The 20,767-nt window shown below is 51.7% G+C and carries 10 protein-coding genes; 5 read left to right on the forward strand and 5 right to left on the reverse strand.

All coding sequences use genetic code 11. The annotated features are described in order from the left end of the window. Positions 1-188 precede the first annotated feature (188 nt). Positions 189-1,055 (reverse strand): DNA/RNA non-specific endonuclease, encoded by an 867-nt coding sequence (locus T496_RS0107380; protein WP_052342123.1) that lies wholly within the window; start codon positions 1,053-1,055, stop codon positions 189-191. 95 nt (positions 1,056-1,150) lie between these two features. Between T496_RS0107380 and cbiD the strand changes: the two genes are divergently transcribed. Next, on the forward strand, positions 1,151-2,929 hold the full coding sequence (cbiD, locus tag T496_RS0107385; RefSeq protein WP_027450191.1) for a cobalt-precorrin-5B (C(1))-methyltransferase CbiD: 1,779 nt from the start codon (positions 1,151-1,153) through the stop codon (positions 2,927-2,929). Between the two features lie 68 nt (positions 2,930-2,997). On the opposite strand, the gene T496_RS0107390 is transcribed toward cbiD, so the two are convergent. The 4 genes from T496_RS0107390 to T496_RS0107405 form a co-directional block, all read right to left on the reverse strand. Continuing rightward, the gene (locus T496_RS0107390; RefSeq protein ID WP_027450192.1) at positions 2,998-3,774 is read right to left on the reverse strand and encodes an ABC transporter ATP-binding protein; all 777 of its coding nucleotides are present in this window, start codon (positions 3,772-3,774) and stop codon (positions 2,998-3,000) included. Next, on the reverse strand, positions 3,767-4,798 hold the full coding sequence (locus T496_RS0107395) for an iron ABC transporter permease (RefSeq protein ID WP_027450193.1): 1,032 nt from the start codon (positions 4,796-4,798) through the stop codon (positions 3,767-3,769). Before T496_RS0107395 ends, T496_RS0107390 begins: the two co-directional genes overlap by 8 nt. Further along, entirely contained in the window at positions 4,795-5,943 is a 1,149-nt protein-coding gene (locus T496_RS0107400; RefSeq protein ID WP_027450194.1) for an ABC transporter substrate-binding protein, read from the reverse strand. Before T496_RS0107400 ends, T496_RS0107395 begins: the two co-directional genes overlap by 4 nt. Positions 5,944-6,074: 131 nt before the next feature. After that, entirely contained in the window at positions 6,075-9,131 is a 3,057-nt protein-coding gene (locus T496_RS0107405) for a hypothetical protein (protein ID WP_155808754.1), read from the reverse strand. A 218-nt stretch (positions 9,132-9,349) separates the two neighbouring features. On the opposite strand from T496_RS0107405, the gene T496_RS0107410 reads away from it, so the two are divergent. From T496_RS0107410 to T496_RS0107425, 4 genes are all read left to right on the forward strand, one after another. Continuing rightward, a complete protein-coding gene (locus tag T496_RS0107410) occupies positions 9,350-10,456 on the forward strand; it encodes an acyltransferase (protein ID WP_027450196.1) in 1,107 nt (368 codons plus the stop codon). A 3-nt stretch (positions 10,457-10,459) separates the two neighbouring features. Then, positions 10,460-14,413 carry a hybrid sensor histidine kinase/response regulator transcription factor gene (locus tag T496_RS0107415; RefSeq protein WP_027450197.1) on the forward strand — a complete coding sequence of 1,318 codons (3,954 nt, stop codon included), beginning with the start codon at positions 10,460-10,462 and terminating at the stop codon, positions 14,411-14,413. A gap of 164 nt (positions 14,414-14,577) precedes the next feature. Next, positions 14,578-19,377: an FIVAR domain-containing protein gene (locus tag T496_RS0107420; protein ID WP_027450198.1), complete on the forward strand. Its 4,800-nt coding sequence runs from the start codon at positions 14,578-14,580 to the stop codon at positions 19,375-19,377. Between the two features lie 71 nt (positions 19,378-19,448). Continuing rightward, complete coding sequence (locus T496_RS0107425; protein ID WP_027450199.1) at positions 19,449-20,678, forward strand: anaerobic sulfatase-maturation protein; 1,230 nt, start codon at positions 19,449-19,451, stop codon at positions 20,676-20,678. Positions 20,679-20,767 lie beyond the last annotated feature (89 nt).

A 20,767-nucleotide genomic window follows, 5' to 3' on the forward strand; every position in this document is an offset into this window, starting at 1 on the left:
CGAGTCGTCTAGGGGCTAGATTAAGAACAAAAGTGGCAGTTTTGCACAACAATAGTGGCAGTTTTGCACAACAATAGTGGCACTATGGGAGATGAAAAGTGCCACTATTCCAAACGGAAAGTGGCACTTTTAGGAGTACATGGCGAAACAATCGCTCTGCTGGCACGGCCCTTCGGGGCACCGACGACTCACCACGCTGCCATATCGGCGGTGGCTTCTACCTGACGCTCGACATCATCGGGCAAGGCGGGGAAGAAGTCGATGCCGGTGATGCGCTCCACTTGATCAACGCTATTGAAGTAGAGGTCGCGCTTGCGGGTGCCCTCGGTGTTCTTCACCACAATGCCGAAGGCCTGTGGCGTGGGCGATAGACGGAGTACCACCTTGAAGAAGGCATCGGGCACGGCAACGGCATTGGCTCCGATGGTGCGACGGGGCCCATGCGACCACACGGGTCCACAGACGATATACACCTCGCCATACTGGCGGGCCCAGCGGCGACAGTCGGTCTCGACACTGTTCCACACGCCACTGTTGAGCTTGGCATTCTGCGGACACACGTTGACTAGCGAGAACGAGTCGTACATGGCCTGACGACTCCACTTGTTGTCGCCTGCGGGACACATATGACCGCGCGACCACCCACTGCCACGGTAGTCCTGCAGCGTGGCACGAGGCAGCGGACAGTCCTCGTCCTCGTGGAAGTTGCTGATGCGCTTCATCAGTCCATCGGTATGATCAGCTGTGAGCTGCCATGCTACCCAGTTGGGGCAGCGGGTCTCGGCATTATACGACACCACATAGGATGTACGCTCTAGCACCTGTTCGGGCACCGAAGTCAGTGAAGCCGGTTTGCAGAGCACCAGGACGGAGTCGGGCATCGCCGTCCACGTGCCATTGTCCTGATGCGCCGAGACAACGGTCTCTGCCTTTACAGGTTCTACCTCCTCTTGCTGCGTCAGCGCACGAACGGCCACTAAAAGCAGCAGTAGCACAAGTCCTATCCATCCCAGACCGCCAAACCTGCTTCCACTCTTACGTTTTCTGTTATTCATCGTGATTTTTTTGTTTTCAACTATCAATGTTGCAAAGGTAGCAAAAAAAGGTGGAAAGATAAGGGTTATCACATTTTTATTATTACTTTTGCATCATGATACTTGTATTTGGCGGAACAACAGAGGGACGCAAGGCGGCAGAGGTGCTGGAGGAGAGCGGAAGCACGTTCTACTACAGCACGAAGACGGGCGAGCAGGAGCTGACGCTCAAACACGGCGTGCGCACAGACGGTGCCATGGACGGAGAGGCGATGCGGGCGTTCTGCGGTGAGCACGGCATCAGACTCATCGTGGATGCGGCACACCCTTTTGCAGCCCAACTGCACAAGACCATCGGTGAGGTGGCCCGAGCACTGGACATCCCCGTGGTGCGCTACGAGCGCATCTACCCGCCACGCGATGCAGACATCGAGTGGATAGACAGCTACGACGAGGTGCCTACAGACATCCGCTCGCTGCTGGCCACCACGGGGGTGCAGAGTATCGGCAAGCTGAAACAGCTGGAGGCGAAGGGCGTCAAGGTGTGCTATCGCATACTGAGACGTGCCTCATCAATAGCGCTGGCCAGGGCGCAAGGCGCCACCGACGATCAGCTGTGCTACTATGAAGATGGTGATACCATCGACGTGAAAGCCGACGCCATCCTCTTGAAAGAGAGTGGCGAGAGCGGCGGTTTCAGCGAGAAGGTGGCAGCAGCACGCCGACTGGACATGAGAATCATTGCCATCAGGCGACCAGGACTCCCCGTAGGAAGCTATGCCACATGGTGCAACGGCCCTTACGGACTGCGCCGTGCCGTGGAGAAGTTGTTGCCCGAGTTCTTTGCGCTCCACAGCGGACTGACCACCGGCACCTGCGCTACGGCGGCAGTAGTGGCTGCCATCAGGAAGATGGACGGCGAGCAGCCCGAGGAGGTGCCCGTGATACTGCCCGACGGCGAGACCATCATGGTGGCGGTGGGCTATGGCGAGGACTATGCCTACTGCATCAAGGATGCCGGCGACGACCCCGACGTGACGGATGGGATAAGGATAGAAGCCCACCCCCAGCCCCTTCCGAGTGGAAAGGAAGCTTCTTTTACTGCGGGAGATTGGGAAATCTTTGCGGGTGAAGGCATTGGACACTTCACGCTGCCGGGCTTCGACTATCCTCCTGGCGAGCCAGCTATCAACAAGGGGCCGCGCGAAATGATTAAAAAGAATCTGGAAGGTCTAACCACTCCCCTCCATTCAGGGAGGGGCCGGGGGTGGGTCTGCAGGCTTTCCGTCCCCAGTGGTGCCGACATTGCCCGCCGCACCTTCAACCCGCGACTGGGCATTGAAGGCGGCATCTCAATTATCGGGGTGAGCGGCATCGTGAAACCATTCTCGGAAGAGGCGTTCATCAACAGCATCAGGAAGTGTATGCAGGTGGCGAAAGCCAGCGGTTCGGAACGGGTGGTGGTGAACAGCGGCGGCAAGAGTGAGCGCTTTGTGAAAGGACTCTATCCCACCCTGCCCTCGCAAGCCTTCGTGGAGTATGGCAACTACGTGGGCGAGACGCTGAAGGCGGCCCACGAGTTGGGGTTCAAGAAAGTGACTCTGGGCGTGATGCTGGGCAAAGCTGTGAAGTTGGCAGCAGGACATCTGGACACCCACAGCAAGAAGACGGTGATGGACAAAGCGTTCATAGGCCGCATGCTGCACGAGGCAGGCATAGACATTGACCTGGAACAGATGACGCTGGCCCGCGAGCTATGGACACTGGTGCCACAGGCACAGCTACAAAAAATGGCCGACACGATTATCGACCACTGTATGAAACACTGTCAACCCCTGTTGCCCGATGGCGAACTGACCATCCTTCTGATAGGCGAAGAGGGGGAGATTTACTAACCACCCCCTCTAAATCTCCCCGAGGGGAGACTTTCTTAACTCCCTCCCTCGGGAGGGCTGGGGAGGGGTTATATCTGTACCCGCAAGGTATTGACATCGAAAGCGATGCCTTCACGCTCGACGAAGCGCGACAGCACGCCACTATCAGCCAGTTGGCGGGCGGTGCCAATGTGCAGCGACTGCGGTTCCATGAGCCACAACACGTCGGCCACCTGCAGGGCTAGCTCGAAGTCGTGGGTGGAGAGGAACACGGTCTTCTGCATCTGGTGGGCTAGTCGGCGCAGCAGTTGCATCATCTCCACCTTGCTGGGAAAATCGAGAAAGGCCGTGGGCTCGTCGAGATAGATGATGGGCGTCTGTTGGGCCAGCGCCTTGGCAATCATCACCTTCTGGCGTTCACCGTCGCTCAGCGTATCGACCATGCGATGAGCCAGACTTTGAATGCCCACCTGACTAAGACTCTCGTTGACGATGGTGCGATCCTCATGATTGAGCCGCCCCCAGAAGCCGGTATAGGGAGCACGCCCCAGACCGACGAGTTCGCTGACCGACATATTGCGGATGTGGGGCTTCTCGGTGAGGACCACCCCCACCCTGCGACTCAGTTGGCTGTCACTATAGTGGCCAAGCGGTTTTCCGTCGAGCAGGATCTCGCCTTGGAGTGGCGGTTGGAAGGCAGCCAATGTGCGCAGCAACGTGGACTTGCCGATGCCGTTGGCACCCAGCAAGCAGGTGAGCTGGCCCTCGGCGATGGTGGCATCGATACCTTGAGCCACCAACTTCTGCTGATGCTTCTGTTTGTAACCGATGGACAGTTGACGGAGCTGGACAGATATGTTACTCATAATTCTCCTTTCTTTTGCGGAACAACACACCAGCCACGATGGGGGCACCGATGAGGGCCGTGACAGAATTGACAGGCAGCACGCCTTCGAAACCCGGCATGCGCGCCACGAGGTTGCAGAACAGAGCCAAAGCACCGCCCGTGAGCAGCGAGGCCGGCATCAGGATGCGATGGTCGCTGGTGCGGAAGATGGCACGTGCCAGATGGGGCACGGCCAGACCAATGAACATGATGGGACCGCAATAGGCGGTGACGATGGCCACCAGCGTGCCCGAGCTGAGGATCAGGAGCACACGCGTGCGCCGCACGTTCAGTCCGAGGTTGCGGGCATAGCCATTGCCCAGCATATAGAGGTTCATAGCTTTCACCGTGAGCATGCTCAGAGGCAGCAACACCGACATGAGGCACACGAAGAGCAACATCTGTCCACCCGACACACGACCGAACGAGCCAAGTCCCCACACCACGTAGGCACGGATATCCTCTTCGGCAGAGAAGAACTTCAGCACACCGATGATGGCGGTGGCCAGATAGCCTATCATGACACCGATGATGAGCAGCGTGACATGGCCTTTCACCTTGGAAGCCACCCACACGATGAAGCCCATGACCAGCAGTGAGCCAACGATGGCAGCCAGCGAGATAGCGGCATCGCCCAGATAGCCCAGTCGGCTCAGGGCCACACCTCCCAGTGAACCCGAGAGCAGCACCACGCAGGCCACGCCCAGCGAGGCACCATTAGAGATGCCCAGCACCGAAGGACCGGCCAGCGGATTGCGGAACACGGTCTGCATCTGCAAGCCACTCACCGCCAGACCAGCGCCAGCCACCAAGGCCGTCAGGGCCTGTGGCAAACGTGAAGAGAGGATGATATTGCGCCATATCTCCGACTCACCCTCGCTGCCCAGCAGGATGCGCCACACGCTGGCAAAAGGAATGCGCACCGTTCCGAGCAGAAGGTTCAGAACGAGCAGCGCCACGATGGCGAGCATCAGCACGAGAATGAGCAAGAGCGTCTTTTTCATTTCAGCAGTTGGTAGAACGTAGATCGATAGTCAGCAGGGACCATCGCTGGATGGAAGATATGCACCAGGTCGGTCAAAACAAGATCGGGACGGACGGGTGCCAACTCGTAATAGGGCATCTGCTTCATGTTGCAATAGATGACACGCTTCTCGCGGAAAGCCTTGAACAGCTCGTTGCGGGGCTCGGCCTTCTTCAGGGCCTGATAAGAGAATTCGCCTTCATAACTGTTGAGTATGCGCCAGTAGTCGGCATTGGCCGCTGTGGCATACATCTGTTCGAACTCGATGTTGACACCACCGGTGTTGTCGTCGTGGATGACATAGTCGGCACCTGCATCGCGGAAGAGTTGCGCCAGTGAGTTCTTGCCGCCCACGGCATACCAGTTGCCGCCATGCATCTCGCCACTGAACACGGTGGGAATGGTGTCGGACGACAGGCTACTAGGATCAACTTTCACACTATTATAAGCCTTGGCAATGTGGTTGAACAGCGAGTCGGCCTGTTGCTCCTTGCCGATGAACATGGCCACGAACTTGATCCACTCGGCCTGGCCCAGCGGGTGCATCTCCTTATAGCCCAGATGAGGAATGAGGGTGATGCCCGTCTCCTTGATGGCATCGTAACCACCGCGTTTGAAAGGCGAGATGAAGATCACCTCGGGATGAGCAGCCAGGATGAGCTCAGTGTCGAAGTTGCCCTCCATGCCGATCTTAACAATCTGGCCCTCCTTCACGCGCCGACGCACGTCTTTGTCGAAGAGGTTCTTGGTGCCGGTGATGCCCTTGACGGCATCGAGTCCATCGAGGATTAAGAAGTTGGATAGCTGCAACATGGTCATCACGATCGTGCGCTCTACAGGCACATCGACCCTGACATAGCCCTGAGGTATCTCAACATCCTGAGCGCCCTTTTGCACCAGAGCGAAATGATAGTCAACAGGCATGCGGTCCTCGTCCTCCTGCGGGTCGGCCACGTCCACCAGCCGGACACCATTGTCGAGCGTCTTCACCGAGAAGCCCTTGGCATAGACGGGGTTCGACAGCGAGTCGCTGGCAGCAATTTCGTTGGAAGGACGGTGGGCTCCGCTACAAGCGGACAACAAGACGAGCAGACAGGCAAGGCTGCTCATGAAGATGTGTTTCATGTCACGTTTCATGTTATAGTTCTTGATTCTGCTGACAAAGGTACAATATTTTTCTGAAAAGAGCACTAAAAAAGGTCTGCGTTTTTTCAACGCAGACCTTGATGTATGGTTTCCCGTAAAAGGGAATTGGATTACTTCTTGATGAACTTCTTACCGTTGCTGATGTAGAGACCAGCCTTCTCGGCCTTCTTCAGCTCAACACCCTGCAGGTTGAAGATCTTGTTCTGCTGTGCAGAAGGAATCACTTTCTCGCTGATGCCCTCAGCGTCGGGCTTAGTGGTGCCCAAGTACTTCATACGGAAGTTGTCGGCAACAACCCAGTCTTCTGTATTGGCAGCATCTTCTTTATAGATACCAAGGGCGAGTTTGCCATCTGCTGTAACTTCCGCAATGATAGATGTCTTGTAAAGACCATTCTGGAAATACTGAGCTGCCTGATCGCAGTTGTTAGGCAGTTCGCCAATATCAGACTTAGAACCCAAGCCAGGAGCCTTATCGGCACACTCCACAATGTTAGGCAGGAGAGTCTCAGCATTATTTCCATAGAAGCTAGCCAACTGGAGAGCCTCGCCATTATCAGAAATAACACTTACCTGATTATTGAAGTTACCATCGCGGTAGTAGCCCTGAACAGATACCTCATAGAAACCAGGTGTCAAGCCTTTAATCTCCTGGTCAAGAACCATGGCGTCCTTGTTCCATGCCTCAACGGTGAAGTCATTGTGATTATCACCACGACCCCAAACGCCAGCTTCCATGAAAGTCCATGCGGGTTCAAGTTCTGCGCGCTGGTTGAAACCAGGGTTAACAATCAAGAACGAAACATCAACAGGATTATCGATAGAAGCCTGCTCCATCAGTGCCAGGCGCTCTTCCTTAGTTACCAGGATCCACTGTGCATCGAGATCCTCGGGGTCAACAGTCGTCTGACCAGCAGGCAGATGGTTCTCGGTTCCAACAGTATTCCAGTCGCCATGACCATCATTGACACTTGCATCGGGATTGTACTTCACATATACATCTTTATAGTCATACTGATAGATGTTGTACTTACCATCGCCAACCTCAACAAAATACCAGTCATCAACCTTAGGACAGTCCACATAACCACGATAGTTCATATATTCCTTCACACCATTATCATCAGAACCATTAGCAAGGTGAGTATTGATGAAGAAACCATCTTCAGCATCGCTTGGCTCGAGAGTAACCAATGTGCCAGGCATACCCAGTGCTGCGTGTGCACCCCAGTCAGAGCCACCAGTGAGGAAGCGCTGCTGACCTACGTTGTAGAGATAGAATTCGCCTTTGGCAGGAACATTGCCCTTGAATACGTTGGGCTGACGCTCAGCCACGTTCTGCTTGCGAGCAATACGAGCACTCTTCAGTGCTTTGTTCAGATCGTCGTTGGTAGTACCGTTCTCGAAGAAAGACTCAGCATCGAGTGCCTCTAAGCCTTCTTCTTTAGCCAGTGCGATAGTGTTCTTCAGCGCGTTGAAGTTGTCAGCATTCAGGGCCTTCACATTGTCGAAAGCCTGCTTCAGGGCATCGTAAGCCTCTTTCTGAGCAGCCAGATCGCTGCTTTCTGCAACAGCCTTAGCGCTATTCAGAGCTTCGTCGAGCACGTTTTTCAGAGCTGTAGTGATATTACCATCGTAATTCTCGACAGCAGGAATCAGGTCTGCCAACAGTGGACCGAAGGGATTAACTGCGGGATAAGACTCGGGATAGACATACTCCTGAACAGACCAGTTAGAGAAGTTGAACCAGTAGGCAGGGGTGTGCTCACCATCGTCAACAACACCAAACTGGAGGATGAATGTAGCAATGTCAGTGGTAGAAGTGAAGTCAACGTCATAGTTGCTGCCTTCGGTTGCTTCGGGAGAAATCTTTGTAAAGGCAATCAGGCCATCGTCGTTATAGCGACCATTGCCGTGATTGTAGTTTTCACGATCGATAATCTTGAAAGGAAGAGTTGTTGGGCTATCGGTCTCGTTGTGGTTTCCGTCCCATGTGCCCCAGCCACCAGTGCTGTAGGTGAACGATACGTTGTAGTCTTTGTAAGGTTCTACAGTCAGTTTGTAAGACAGAGGCTCCCAACCGCCTGTACCTACATAAGGATTAAGGCTGTTGACACCAGTTGACTCGTCCCATCCAATACGTGTGCCTTCGCCATAAACAGAAGACCAGTGCTCGTTAGGACAAATCCAGTTCTTCATGTTCTTGTATTCGGTAGAAGCGATAGGAGCGAGTGTGCGCTCACCATTGCCGCAGAGTTCGAACTCTGTACCATTATATTTATATACCTTATTATCGGTGGTGTTGTAAACCATCTTACCAGGATATACGGTAATACCGCCCTCAATGCCACCTACCTCGAACAGTTTGTCGTTCTCAGAATAGAAGATCTTGTTAGAAACCTTATCCTTCAGAGCGCCCTTGCTGTTAGAAAGAACGGGGATGAGGTCGAACACCAGTGTTGTACCCTCGTAGATCTTCAGGTTGTAGAGCTCGATGTAAGAGTTGTAGCAGTCGGTCTGAACACGATCGCCTACCTCGGCAGGATAATCCTTGTTCTGAGCGAATACATACAGAGGAGTCTTACAAGTATTTGTCTCGCCCTTTGGTGAGTCAGTCACAGTACCTCTCAGATTGCTCATCTGCTCATCATCATAAATCTTCAGCGTACCTTCAGCTGCATCCAGCACGGTCCAGATTTTCTGTCCATAGACCATCTGAGACCTGTCGCCAGTCTCACCGCCAAGGTCGATGGTTGCATTGGTAGAGAAGAAGCAGAAGCGGTCTTTCCATCCATCCTTATCGTAACCACATCCATAAACAGCCTTCCAGTCGGGACCTTCAGAAGCCTTGATGACAGCCACCGCACGGGTATTGTTCTTAGGAATGTAGTTCAGATTGATGTAAGCGCCATCGGGAGCCTTCAAATATTCACCCACCTGCAAATCAGGCTGTATAATCTTCAAAGAATTCACCTTCTCATAAACGCCATAGAGTTCGTAGCTATTGCAATTGTTACGAACGTAAACTTTGCCATCCGCCTTGTTAAAGACGAAGGTCTCCGTACCGGTGTACTTTGACAAGTTGTCAACCACCTCAACGTTTGAGCTTTGAGCAAGCATAGTGCCGCCAACCAACAAGCTCATTACGAATAGTAATAATTTTCTCATAAAACTTGAGTTTTGAGTTAATAATAATTTGGTTTTATTGGTTTGAAACTGATAGCATATATTTCTGGGAGCAAAATTATAATATATATAGAAAAGAGAAGGATAGAATCTATTCAAAAAAGGAAAATATCTGTTAATCGTCACATAATTCTTCTTTTTCTACTTGTCAGAGTATGAATTATTTAGTATATTTGCGCATCAATTAAACAATAATATAAATGAAAGAGCGAATCACGTTCCTTGACTACCTTCGCGTAGTAGCATGCTTCTTGGTGATGCTGGTACATGCCAGTGAAAATTTCTATGGAGCCGACGCTTCAGGGCTGGCTGGCAATGTATCAATGCTGGCCAACGAGAGCAATCGATTCTGGGTTGCCTTCTACGATGGAGCGCTGGGACGTGTAGCCGTACCGCTGTTCATGATTGTGTCAGCATTCTTGCTGGTACCGATGAAGCCTGGAACCACGATGGTGCAATTCTATCGTCGGCGATTTATGCGCATCCTTCCACCTATGGTTGTCTTTCTGCTGCTCTACACCTTCCTGCCATTGGCATGGGGTGGCATGACATGGGAACAATCAATGGCCGACCTGCAACTGCTGCCTTTCAACTTCCCCTCAATGGCAGGACACCTGTGGTTCATGTATCCGCTGATTAGTCTCTACCTGATCATACCGGTGGTATCGCCTTGGCTGGAACGTGCCACGGCCAAAGAGGAGCTTATCTTCATTGGCATCTTTACTTTCACCACCATCATCCCCTGGCTGCACCGCTTTGTGTCGGCCGAGTTGTGGGGTGAGTGTTTCTGGAACCAGTTCTCCATGTTCTGGTACTGTTCGGGCTACCTGGGCTATCTGGTATTGGCCCACTACATCCGCTATCACCTCACCTGGAATCAGCGCAAGCGACTGACCGTAGGCACCATCGCCTTTGTGGGTGGCGCCGCCTTCACCGCCTGGAGCTTCTGGTGGAAAGGTGAGCCAGGACTGCTCATCGAGACACCAATGCTGGAATGGTCGTGGGAGTTCTGCACGCTGAACGTGCTCATTACTACCTTTGGTCTGTTTCTGTTGTTCACCTGCATTCGTCAGGCGAAAGCACCTGCCCTCATCACCTCGCTATCGAAACTGTCTTACGGCATGTATCTGATGCATCTGTTCTTCCTGGCGCCCATTGCAGCCTGGATCATCGATGGCGATGCCTCTGAACCCAGCATCCCCGTGGCACTGGCCATCCCCGCGATTGCCGTGCTCACCTTCGTATGCTGCGCTATCACCACCAAACTACTTTCGTTATTACCCAAAAGCAAATACATTATCGGATAACAAATGAATCTACGAAGACTATACCTTATATTATATATGGGGGGCCTGCTACTACACAACGTGCTGGCTCAGCCCATCAATGTGAATAGGTTCTCAACTTCAACGGGCCTATCGACCAATGCCACCCTTTGTGCATTGCGCGACAGCTACGGACTGCTGTGGATAGGCACGGAAAACGGACTGAACTACTTCGACGGTCTGCGACTGCACGTGTATCGCGACATGTTTACCAAACAGAACCCCAACGAGACTAACACCATCATCTCTATCTTTGAACACGAGAAGAACATCTGGTTGGGTGGTACGGCAGGACTGTACGTGCTGGACAGACAACAGAACAAGTACAACCGCTTTGAGAAGAAAACCCGCTATGGCGTTGTCATCAGTACCGCCGTGCCAAAAATCATCAACACCGACAATGGGCTTATTTGGATAGCCACACAGGGACAGGGACTTTTCATCTATGACTCGAAGAAGGACAGTCTGTATCAGGACAGCCGACACGGCACCTTCTTCTGCGACATCGAAATGGACAGCGACGGTCTGATCTATGCGGCTACGTTCTCGGGCGAACTGGCCATCTACCGCAGCGACGGACAATTCCTGCGCTCGCACAAGGTGGAAGGTTATAAGGACGACAAGAACCCCATCAGCATGACGCGCTGCAACGGCCATCTCTGGCTGGGCTTCAACAACACACTGAAACAACTCAGCCTGCATCACGAGAATACAGGACAGCAATGGCAATTGGCGCAAGTTGGCGGCATACGCCACCTGACTTCGGATGCCAGTGGACACATACTGATAGCCAGCGAGAACGGCTTGTTCCGGTTCTATCCAGGAAGCGGGCATTTGGAGTCTATCAATGCCAACAACACCCCCGGCTATCTGCTGAACAGCGACAACATCAACCACCTGGTGTGGGATGCCGACAGTTCGCTGATGGTACTGACCGCAACTGAAGGCATTAACATTCTGCCCACACAAAACCATGGTATCAGGATGTTGGAACTTCCTCTTGCCACACAACAACATAGGCAAATCAACATCAATGCGCTGTGCATGGGTGAGGGCAACGAAGTGTGGATAGCCTCCGACCACGAGCTGTTCCGATTGAACACCAGTACCCAAGTGGTCAGCACCTATAGTCACGCACAGCTGCCTCAGGAGATTAGCAGTATTATGCTCGACGGCAAGAACCTCTGGATAGGTACGCGCCATCAGGGCATCCGCGTCATTGACACACAGAGCGGTGCTGTTCGCAACTTTACCTTCTCGAGTTCTGTACCCTACACCATTCCCAGCAACGAGATTAACAAGATATTCCGGACAAAGAATGGAGATATCTACATTCTATCAAGCTGGGGACTTTCACACTATAATCGCCAGAACGACCACTTCCGCAGCTATGCTAGCATCAGCGCAATGACTCCATTTGTCGCTATAGCCGAGACTGACAAAGGATGGTTGTGGGCTTCGTCGGCCAACAAAGGTCTATACAGAAAAGACCCAAAGAATGATTGGTTTGATTTCTTCCAATCGAATACCATTGGTTTCCAGGCAGCCAACGTGATTCACTGCGACTCACAGGGCGTGCTTTGGTTGGCCACAGATGGCGGCGGCTTGTATCGTATGATGCCCGATGCCAAGGACTTCGAGCGCTACGATGTGGATGGTTCCGCCATTCACGGACTGGCCATCACCTTTATCGAGGAAGACAAGCTGGGCAACCTATGGATGGGATCTACAGCGGGTATCGTGCGCATCACGCCTTCGCGCGACCTCCGCGACATCCAGCTCTATGCCACCATCCAGAACCAGGAGGCCAACGTGTCGTGCAACCCCAATTGTGGCTACATGCTCTTTGGCACCACCAACGGCCTGTTCAGTTTCGTGCCCCAACAGTTGAAGCCCGTGCTCGACCTGGAGCACGTCTATATCCAGAGCATCAACTTCCCCTATATCGACAACGACCAGGAAGAACTGCGCAGACTGGGACTCGACGTGCTGCTCTACACCAAGGAAAGCATCACGCTCCCCTACTCTGACAACAGCTTTACGCTGCACTTCGCCTCGTCGCGCTTCTGCGGTATGCCTCCTGCCAAATACGAGTATATGCTGGAGGGGTTCGACAAGACCTGGGTGCGAGGCACCTCCAACTCGGAGGCCACCTATGCCAACCTGCCTCCAGGCGACTATGAGTTCCTGTTGAGACGCATGGGCGACAACAACGATCAGGAGATCGCCCGACTGAAGATTACCATTCTGCCACCATGGTATCGCACCACGCTGGCCTACATCTTCTATCTGCTGCTGATTGCCGGTTTCATCTATCACACCTTCATGCGCACGCAGCGCAGATTGAAGCGCCGCTATGCCCGACAGATGGAATCATTCAGAACCGAGCAGGAGAAGCAGACCTTCCAGTCGAAGATTCGCTTCTTCGTGGACCTGGTGCATGAGATTCGCACCCCGCTGACGCTGATCAGTCTGCCACTGGAGAAGATGCAAGAGAAGATAGACGGCGGCGAAGCCCTGGGCGGCAGCGAACTGAAAGAGCACCTCTCGTCGATACGTCGCAACATGAACTACCTGCTGGGCATCACCAACCAGCTGCTCGACTTCCAGAAGGCCGAGAATGGCGGCATCTCACTGATGCAGCAGAACGTGGATATCAAGAAGATGCTGACCGACATCTACAAGCAATTCTTCGATGCCGTGAAGGTGCAAGGCAAGCAGATACAGTTGCAACTGCCCGAAGAGGGCGTCACCACCGTGATAGATCTGGACAAGATGAAGAAGGTGATGATGAACATCGTGGGCAACGCCTTGAAATATACGAATCGGGAAATCATCCTGAAACTGGAGGTCAGCAACGATGAGAAGATCAAGATATCGGTGATAGACGATGGCTCGGGTGTTCCCACCGAGGAGCGCGACAAGATCTTCGACCGTTACTACCAGATAGGCAACGACAACATTGCCAGTTCGCTGGGCACCGGCCTGGGCCTGGCCTATGCCAAGATGCTGGCCGAGGCGCACCATGGCGACCTGCAGTATGAGGATGCCCCTGGCGGCGGTTCGTGCTTCATCATCACGCTGCCACTGGTGAGCAGCGATGAGCCATCTGTTGACACGGAAGACATCGCTCCCGTAGCCGAGGAGGCGAAAGAAGCGGCTGCCGCTCCCACAGCAAAGAAACACACCATCCTGCTGGTGGAAGACAACGAGGAACTGCTGAAGGCTACGGCCGACTCGCTGCGCCAGTGGTACAAGGTGGTGAAGGCCCACGACGGCGTAGAAGCCCTCGACATCTTGAACTATAGCGAGATAGATATCATCGTCAGCGACCTGATGATGCCACGCATGGACGGTATCGAACTGTGTCAGAACGTCAAGACCAACATCAACACCAGCCACCTGCCCCTCATCCTGCTGACGGCCAAGACCACCGTAGAGTCGAAGGTGGAAGGCATGGAGAGCGGTGCCGACATCTACATGGAGAAGCCTTTCGCCATCAAGCAGCTGCATCTGCAGATAGAAAATCTGCTGCGCCTGCGCCAGCAGTTCTACGAACGCATGAAGAGCATCGAAGGCTTCAACTCGTCATCCCTGCAAGACGACAGTCCGCTGGGCCTCAACCAGCAAGACATCCAGTTTGTGGAACGTCTGCAGAAGTCTGTTGCCGACAACATGCGCGACGAGGAATTCTCTATCGACACGCTGGCCGAACAACTGAACATGAGCCGAAGCAGCTTCTATCGTAAGATAAAAGCGCTGACTGGCATGACGCCGACAGACTATCTGAAGACATCGCGTATGAACCAGGCTGCCCTACTCCTGCGCGAAGGATGTCGCAGCAGTGAAGTGGCAGAACGCGTCGGTTTCTCGTCCACAAGCTACTTTGCAAAATGCTTTAAAGCGCAGTTTGGCATATTGCCCAAGGAGTTTTCATAGGCAAAAAAGGACACTGAATAGATTTTTGTATTCTATGAATAGCATTTTTCGTTCTGAGAACGGGAAATGCTATATTTTTGCGCTTAAATTGAAACGAACCTAACCAAAAAACATAATTTTTATTATTGTTTTTCATTCATTATTATTAACCAAACTAAAAACTTATGAAACGAAAACTGACTTTCGTATTGGGGCTTTTGATAGCCTCACTGACAGGAAGCGTGTTTGCCCAATCGTTTGATGAACAGAAGACCTACTCCATCTGCAATCGAAACGATGCAAACATCTTCATGCAAGACAATGGCACTGGCAAAGTGGCCTTGGGTAGTTTCAACGACAAATCCTATTGGAAGCTAATTGCCACAACCAAAGACAATTGCTATTATGTACAGAATGCTGTCACAGAGAAGTACATGCAAAGTACAGCAAGTAGTGAGGTTGAAGTAAAAACAGGCGACACACCTGTAGAAATCAGCATCATCCTATGCACTGAAGAAGGTGAAGGTATGTATGGAATGGCCTCAACCGACCAAAACACCTACAACTTCACAAGTGGTACTATTGGAGCGAACTGGAGAAACGACAACGTGGTACAAGGCTTTGCTGCCGTTAGCGGCACCAACCATCGCTCTTTCTGGAAGATTGAGGAAAGAGCGATACCTGAACCGGTGACACTCACCTCCCCCTATGCTGGAAGTGTCGCTGCTGAAGGTACATTCTTCCTTTACAACGTGAAGACTGGAAAATGGATGGGAGACAACCACATTAAAACTGGAGGCGACTGGACATCCCATGGTGAACTTGGTCCTCGCGGTCGTGACATTGACTTGAAAGCCGGCAATGCTGAAGGGCGTTTCCAACTTGACCCCAAACTTGGAAACAATCACTCCATCAATGGCAGCAATCTCTATATGGACACCGACGATGGCGTAACCAATTGGATTTTTACTCCTGTAACTGTGGAGGGCTTAACCAACTGCTATTCACTGACAACCCCTGGCGGCAAAGCTATGGGAGCAAATGCTGACGGATGGGCAACAAGTGATGCTGCCGCTATTGCAGAGAACGGCAATATCTGGCAGCTTGTAAGTCGTGAGCAACGCCTTGAAGCCATGAAGGAAGGTGATGATTGCTCGTGGCTCGTGCTAGGCGGTACATTCCCTGTAGCCGACAGTCACAGAAATGATAACGCATACAAGACATGGTATGGAGAGTATGGCGACAACAATTGTGGCGGCGACGGTTTCTACCATTGCAACCAAGTATGGGAATTCTGGAATATCTCTCAACGCGATATTTATCAGGATATTGCCGTTCCCAATGGTAAATATAAATTCAAGGCTCAAGCCATCTATGTATCTACAGGAGGCAATAACATGAATGCCGACAGATACAATGAATATGTAGCAGACCCAGCAGGCAACACCAAAGGTATGGTATATGCCAACGATGTCACCACCCCCATGATTAATGTTTATTCACTCGTTACTGACGAGAGAGTCAACGACAGAAACACCAAAGAACTTGGTAATGGAAAATGGGCATATAACGGCACCAACGAATTCTCTACAAACATATTCGAAGGTAAAGGATGGACAAACGAAATCGAAGTTACTGTTACCAACGGTACACTCCGCATAGGTGCCAAGGTTGAAGGTGCCGAAGCCGCATGGATGCTGATAGACAACTTCACTCTGACATATGCTGGTGAACTTGACGCAGCAGACCTGACTCCATATATAGAAGCGCTCAACACTGCAATTGGTAAGGCAGAGGCTTTTAATGGTAATACTACCAATGCCCTGAATACTGCTATCACCAATGCATTAACTGATGCACGCGCTGCGCTCAATAGCGAAGATGGTGAAGAGATGGCAAATAAAGCAACAGCCCTTACCAATGCGGTAGCTGCTGCCGAAGCCGTAGACGTAACTATTCTCCAACAGACCATTGCCGTAGCTGAGCAAGGTGTTGATCTGACCGAAGCTAACGACTTTATCACTAACGGTACTTCTGCCGATGTTCTGAATGACATTCTTTTCAAACTGCGTACTGCTCGCAAGATTAATGCACTGGGAGTAGCTGATACATTCACAGGTTCTACTCCTACTGCCGACACAGAATACTTCCTTTATAATATAGGTACAGGCATGTGGCTGGCTAACGGTTCCGACTGGAACACTCATGCTGCTGTTGACATCTATCCTCTTGGCGTGAAGCTTATTGCTGCCGACGGTGGCAGATTTAAGATGCAGACTCACATGTTCAAGAACCGCGAAGAAAAATGGATCAACTACAATGCTTATGTAGATACCAATGGACAAGACACCTGGACCTTCAATGCTGTAGAAGGCAAGGAGAATGTTTATACCATCAACTCTGAGGGTGACCGCACTGACGTAGGTCGTCTGCTGGGTTACGATCCATTCGGTCCTACAGACAAGGGCAGCTATCGCTACTGGAGTAACGTTGCTAAAGATCGCGAAGGCGTTGACAACCCCAACAACCAGTGGAAGCTGGTGACTCGTGCAGAACTTGATGCCAAGTTGGCTGATGCAAGCAAAGAGAATCCCGTAGATGTAAGCTATCTGATTGACAATGGCGGACTAAACCGTGTTTGGAGTCTCGACAAATGGAATCATGCAGGTGGCGCCCACATGTCATCTGGCGACGATGGCAATTTCGACCGCAACAGCGATTATGCTTACGAATACTATAACACCAACTCATTCAGCTTCACACAGGAGCTCAGCAATCTGGTTCCTGGTAAGTATGAAGTACGCGTTAACGGTTTCTTCCGTCAGGGTAATGGCGACTATCAGGCAAATATCGTCAACAACAATGGCGAGCTGATCAGTGAGGTCTATCTGAAAGCAAACAGCGAGAAGACCTTCCTGCCTAACATTGCTACTGAAGCAGGTAAGCTGCCCGGCATTGCATCAAAAGAAACCAACGAGAAAGGTGCATTCGTAAACTGGGGCAAGGAAGTAATCCCTGCCTTTGAGACTGGACTTTACCAGGCTTCTGTAACTGCAATCGTAGGTGAAGACGGTAAGCTCACCATTGGTGTAGCACAAGACCAAAAGACAACCGACGACAGCTGGACTATGTTCGATAGCTTCCGTCTCTTCTATCTTGGCAACAGCATTGACCTGAGCGAGCTTATCACAAGTCTGAACAATGCCATTTCCGAAGCAGAGAGTTTCGACATCAATACAACATCTACTGCACTGGCAACGACACTGACCCAGGCCCTGAACGATGCTAAAACAAAGCTGATTTCACAGGATGCCGAAGAAATTGTAGCTGCTACTAATACTCTGAACGCAGCCCTGAATGTAGCCAAACTTGTGAACATTGAAGTTCTGAAGGCTACTGCTGATCTGGCTAAGACCGAAGTGGATGCTGACGCACTTGCTTCAGTTACTAAGTTCCTGAACGATGCCACCACAGCTGCTGAGACAGCTATTGCCGAGGCTACTACTGCTGGTGCTATTGAGCAGGCTCTCTACGACCTGACTGCTGCTCGTAAGATCAACGCTCTGAGCACAACGGCTACCTATAAGGGAAGCGCTCCTGCTGCTGGCAAGGTTTACTTGTTCAACGTAGGTACAGGTATGTTCATGGGTACTGGTTCCGACTGGAACACCCACGCTGCTGTTGACCAGGTAGGTATTGAGTTCGAGCTCGTTGACTTGGATACTCCAGAGGTTAACAACTTCAAGTTCAAGACCGGCCGCGGTGGTGGCTGGATGTCATACAAAGGCTATGTTGACACTGGTAGTCAGGACATCTGGCACTTCCTGCCTGTAGATGGCCAGGAGGGCGTTTACAATATCAGCTCTAACGGTCAGGACGGCTTCCTGTTGGGCTACAACCCCAACAAGGGTACTGATGGCAAGAAGTACTGGAGCAACATCGGCATCGATCAGACAGGTCTGGACAACCCAATGAACCAGTGGATCATTGTTACTCCTGCCGAGCGTACTGCCATGATCGAGGATGCCTCTGAGGAGAATCCCGTTGACGTGTCTTACCTGATTAAGAATGCCAGCCTGAACCGTCAGGACGGCTACGACATGTGGAACAAGCAGTGCACAGGCGGTAATGGCGGTGCTCGCGTTTCTACCACAACCGATGGTAATGGCGACCGTGCTGCCGACTACGCCTACGAGTTCTTCGAGCCAGAGAACTTCTCGTTCACACAGAGCCTCGAAGGTTTGAAGGCAGGTAAGTACGTGGTTGCTGTTCAGGGCTTCTTCCGCAATGGTAACGGCGATGCTCAGCGCGAGGCCTTCAATGCTGGTGAGGAAGCTGTTCAGCTGGCTTACCTGATGGCTAACGACGAGAAGGAGTTCCTGCCTAATATCACTGATGAGCTTGACCTCGTTCCTGCCTTGACCGATGTAATCAAGAGCGACAAGGGTGCATTCCCCAACATGCCAAACGCTGCTATCGAGTACTTCCAACATGGTGCTTACTGGACCACTGTTGAGGTAGAGGTTGAAGAAGATGGCAAGCTCACACTCGGTGTGAAGAAGGACGAGCGTCAGGAGATGGGCGACTGGACCGTTATCGATAACTTCCGCCTGATCTACATGGGCGAGATTGAGAAGGTTGACTCAGCCCTCTTGGCTGCAAAGGATAGTCTGGCTGCTCTGATTGCTACCGCTAAGGCTATTGACACTACTGGTAAGACCTCTGAGAGTGTTTCTGCTCTGAACACTGCTATCAGCGATGCCGAGACAGCGCTGGCTGCAGAGGATGCTACCGTTGAAAGTCTGACCACAGCTAAGACCAACCTGCAGACTGCCATCAACAACCTGGCAGACATCGTTGACGGCATCAACGCCATCGAGGTTGCTGCCAAGGCTGGCAAGGTTTACAACACTCAGGGACAGAAGGTGAACAAGACCCAGAAGGGTGTTTACATCATCAATGGTAAGAAGACCGTTGTGAAGTAATTCATCTTTCATCCTAATACTAAAGGCCGTGCACCTTTTGTAGTGCACGGCCTTTCATACAAAAACAACACATGGCTACATTCGCACCCTTTGCTCGGCCATTATACGTAATGGCGAAACCTGCAGGCAGTCTTTGTAACTTGGCCTGTAAGTATTGTTACTATTTAGAGAAGAGTCATCTTTATGCTGACATACCGCAGAAAGAGCGTTTCAACATGGACGACCGCACGTTGGAGACGTTCATCTGCCAGTATATAGAGTCGCAAACGCAGCCACAGGTACTGTTCACCTGGCATGGCGGTGAGCCTCTGATGCGCCCCATCAGTTTCTATAAGCGTGTGTTGGAACTCCAGAAAAGGTATGCTCGCGGACGTATCATCGAGAACTGTCTACAAACCAACGGTACGCTGCTTACCGACGAGTGGTGCGAGTTCTTCCGTGCCAACAACTGGCTCATCGGCATTTCCATTGACGGACCTCAGGATTTACATGATGAATATCGTCGCGCACGCGGCGGACAGCCCTCGTTCTACAAGGTGATGCGCGGCATCCGACTGTTGCAGAAGCACGGGGTGGAATGGAATGCGATGGGTGTGGTCAACGACTATAATGCTGACTACCCACTCGACGTCTATCACTTCTACAAAGAGAACGGATGCCAATACATCCAGTTTGCCCCCATCATCGAAAGAATTCTGCCTCATGAAGACGGACGACACCTTGCTCATGTGGCCGACAAGGAAGAAGCGCAATTGGCCGACTTCTCTGTCACGCCAGAGCAGTATGCCCGTTTCTGCTGCACCATCTTCGATGAATGGGTACGCAATGATGTGGGGCGTGTCTTCGTACAATTGTTCGATGGTATATTGGCACGATGGGTTGGCGAGGAAGCTGGTGTTTGCGAGATGAATGAGACATGCGGTCATGCCTCTGTACTTGAAGCCAACGGCGACCTCTACTCGTGTGACCACTTTGTCTTTCCAGAATACAAGTTAGGCAACATCCACAAGCAGACCATCACCGAGATGATGTATAGCGACCGTCAATTGACATTTGGCCGGGGCAAGCGAAATGGTCTGCCACAGCAATGTCTGTCGTGTCCATGGCTTTTCGTCTGCAATGGTGGGTGTCCGAAAAACCGCTTTTGCCAGACAGCCAATGGGGAACGAGGACTCAACTACATGTGCAAAGCCTTTCAACAAATATTCGGCCATGTAAAACCATATATGGATTTTATGAAACAAGAATTGCTGTGTCAGCGCCCACCTGCCAACGTCATGGAATGGGCCAGAAAGCAATGAAAAAATAAAAAAATCTAATCATCGCAGAAAACTATCCGTTCAAAGTCATCTTGAACGGATAGTTTTCTTTTATGTCCTTACACCATTTC

Origin of the sequence: Xylanibacter brevis P6B11 (genome assembly GCF_000621825.1) — a bacterium.
GTDB lineage: Bacteria > Bacteroidota > Bacteroidia > Bacteroidales > Bacteroidaceae > Prevotella > Prevotella brevis.

Excerpts from the sequence above, each read along its gene's own strand:
- T496_RS0107380 (WP_052342123.1), bottom strand. The coding sequence starts at position 1,055 with ATGAATAACAGAAAACGTAAGAGTGGAAGCAGGTTTGGCGGTCTGGGA.
- cbiD (WP_027450191.1), top strand. The coding sequence starts at position 1,151 with ATGATACTTGTATTTGGCGGAACAACAGAGGGACGCAAGGCGGCAGAG.
- T496_RS0107390 (WP_027450192.1), bottom strand. The coding sequence starts at position 3,774 with ATGAGTAACATATCTGTCCAGCTCCGTCAACTGTCCATCGGTTACAAA.
- T496_RS0107395 (WP_027450193.1), bottom strand. The coding sequence starts at position 4,798 with ATGAAAAAGACGCTCTTGCTCATTCTCGTGCTGATGCTCGCCATCGTG.
- T496_RS0107400 (WP_027450194.1), bottom strand. The coding sequence starts at position 5,943 with ATGAAACACATCTTCATGAGCAGCCTTGCCTGTCTGCTCGTCTTGTTG.
- T496_RS0107405 (WP_155808754.1), bottom strand. The coding sequence starts at position 9,131 with ATGAGAAAATTATTACTATTCGTAATGAGCTTGTTGGTTGGCGGCACT.
- T496_RS0107410 (WP_027450196.1), top strand. The coding sequence starts at position 9,350 with ATGAAAGAGCGAATCACGTTCCTTGACTACCTTCGCGTAGTAGCATGC.
- T496_RS0107415 (WP_027450197.1), top strand. The coding sequence starts at position 10,460 with ATGAATCTACGAAGACTATACCTTATATTATATATGGGGGGCCTGCTA.
- T496_RS0107420 (WP_027450198.1), top strand. The coding sequence starts at position 14,578 with ATGAAACGAAAACTGACTTTCGTATTGGGGCTTTTGATAGCCTCACTG.
- T496_RS0107425 (WP_027450199.1), top strand. The coding sequence starts at position 19,449 with ATGGCTACATTCGCACCCTTTGCTCGGCCATTATACGTAATGGCGAAA.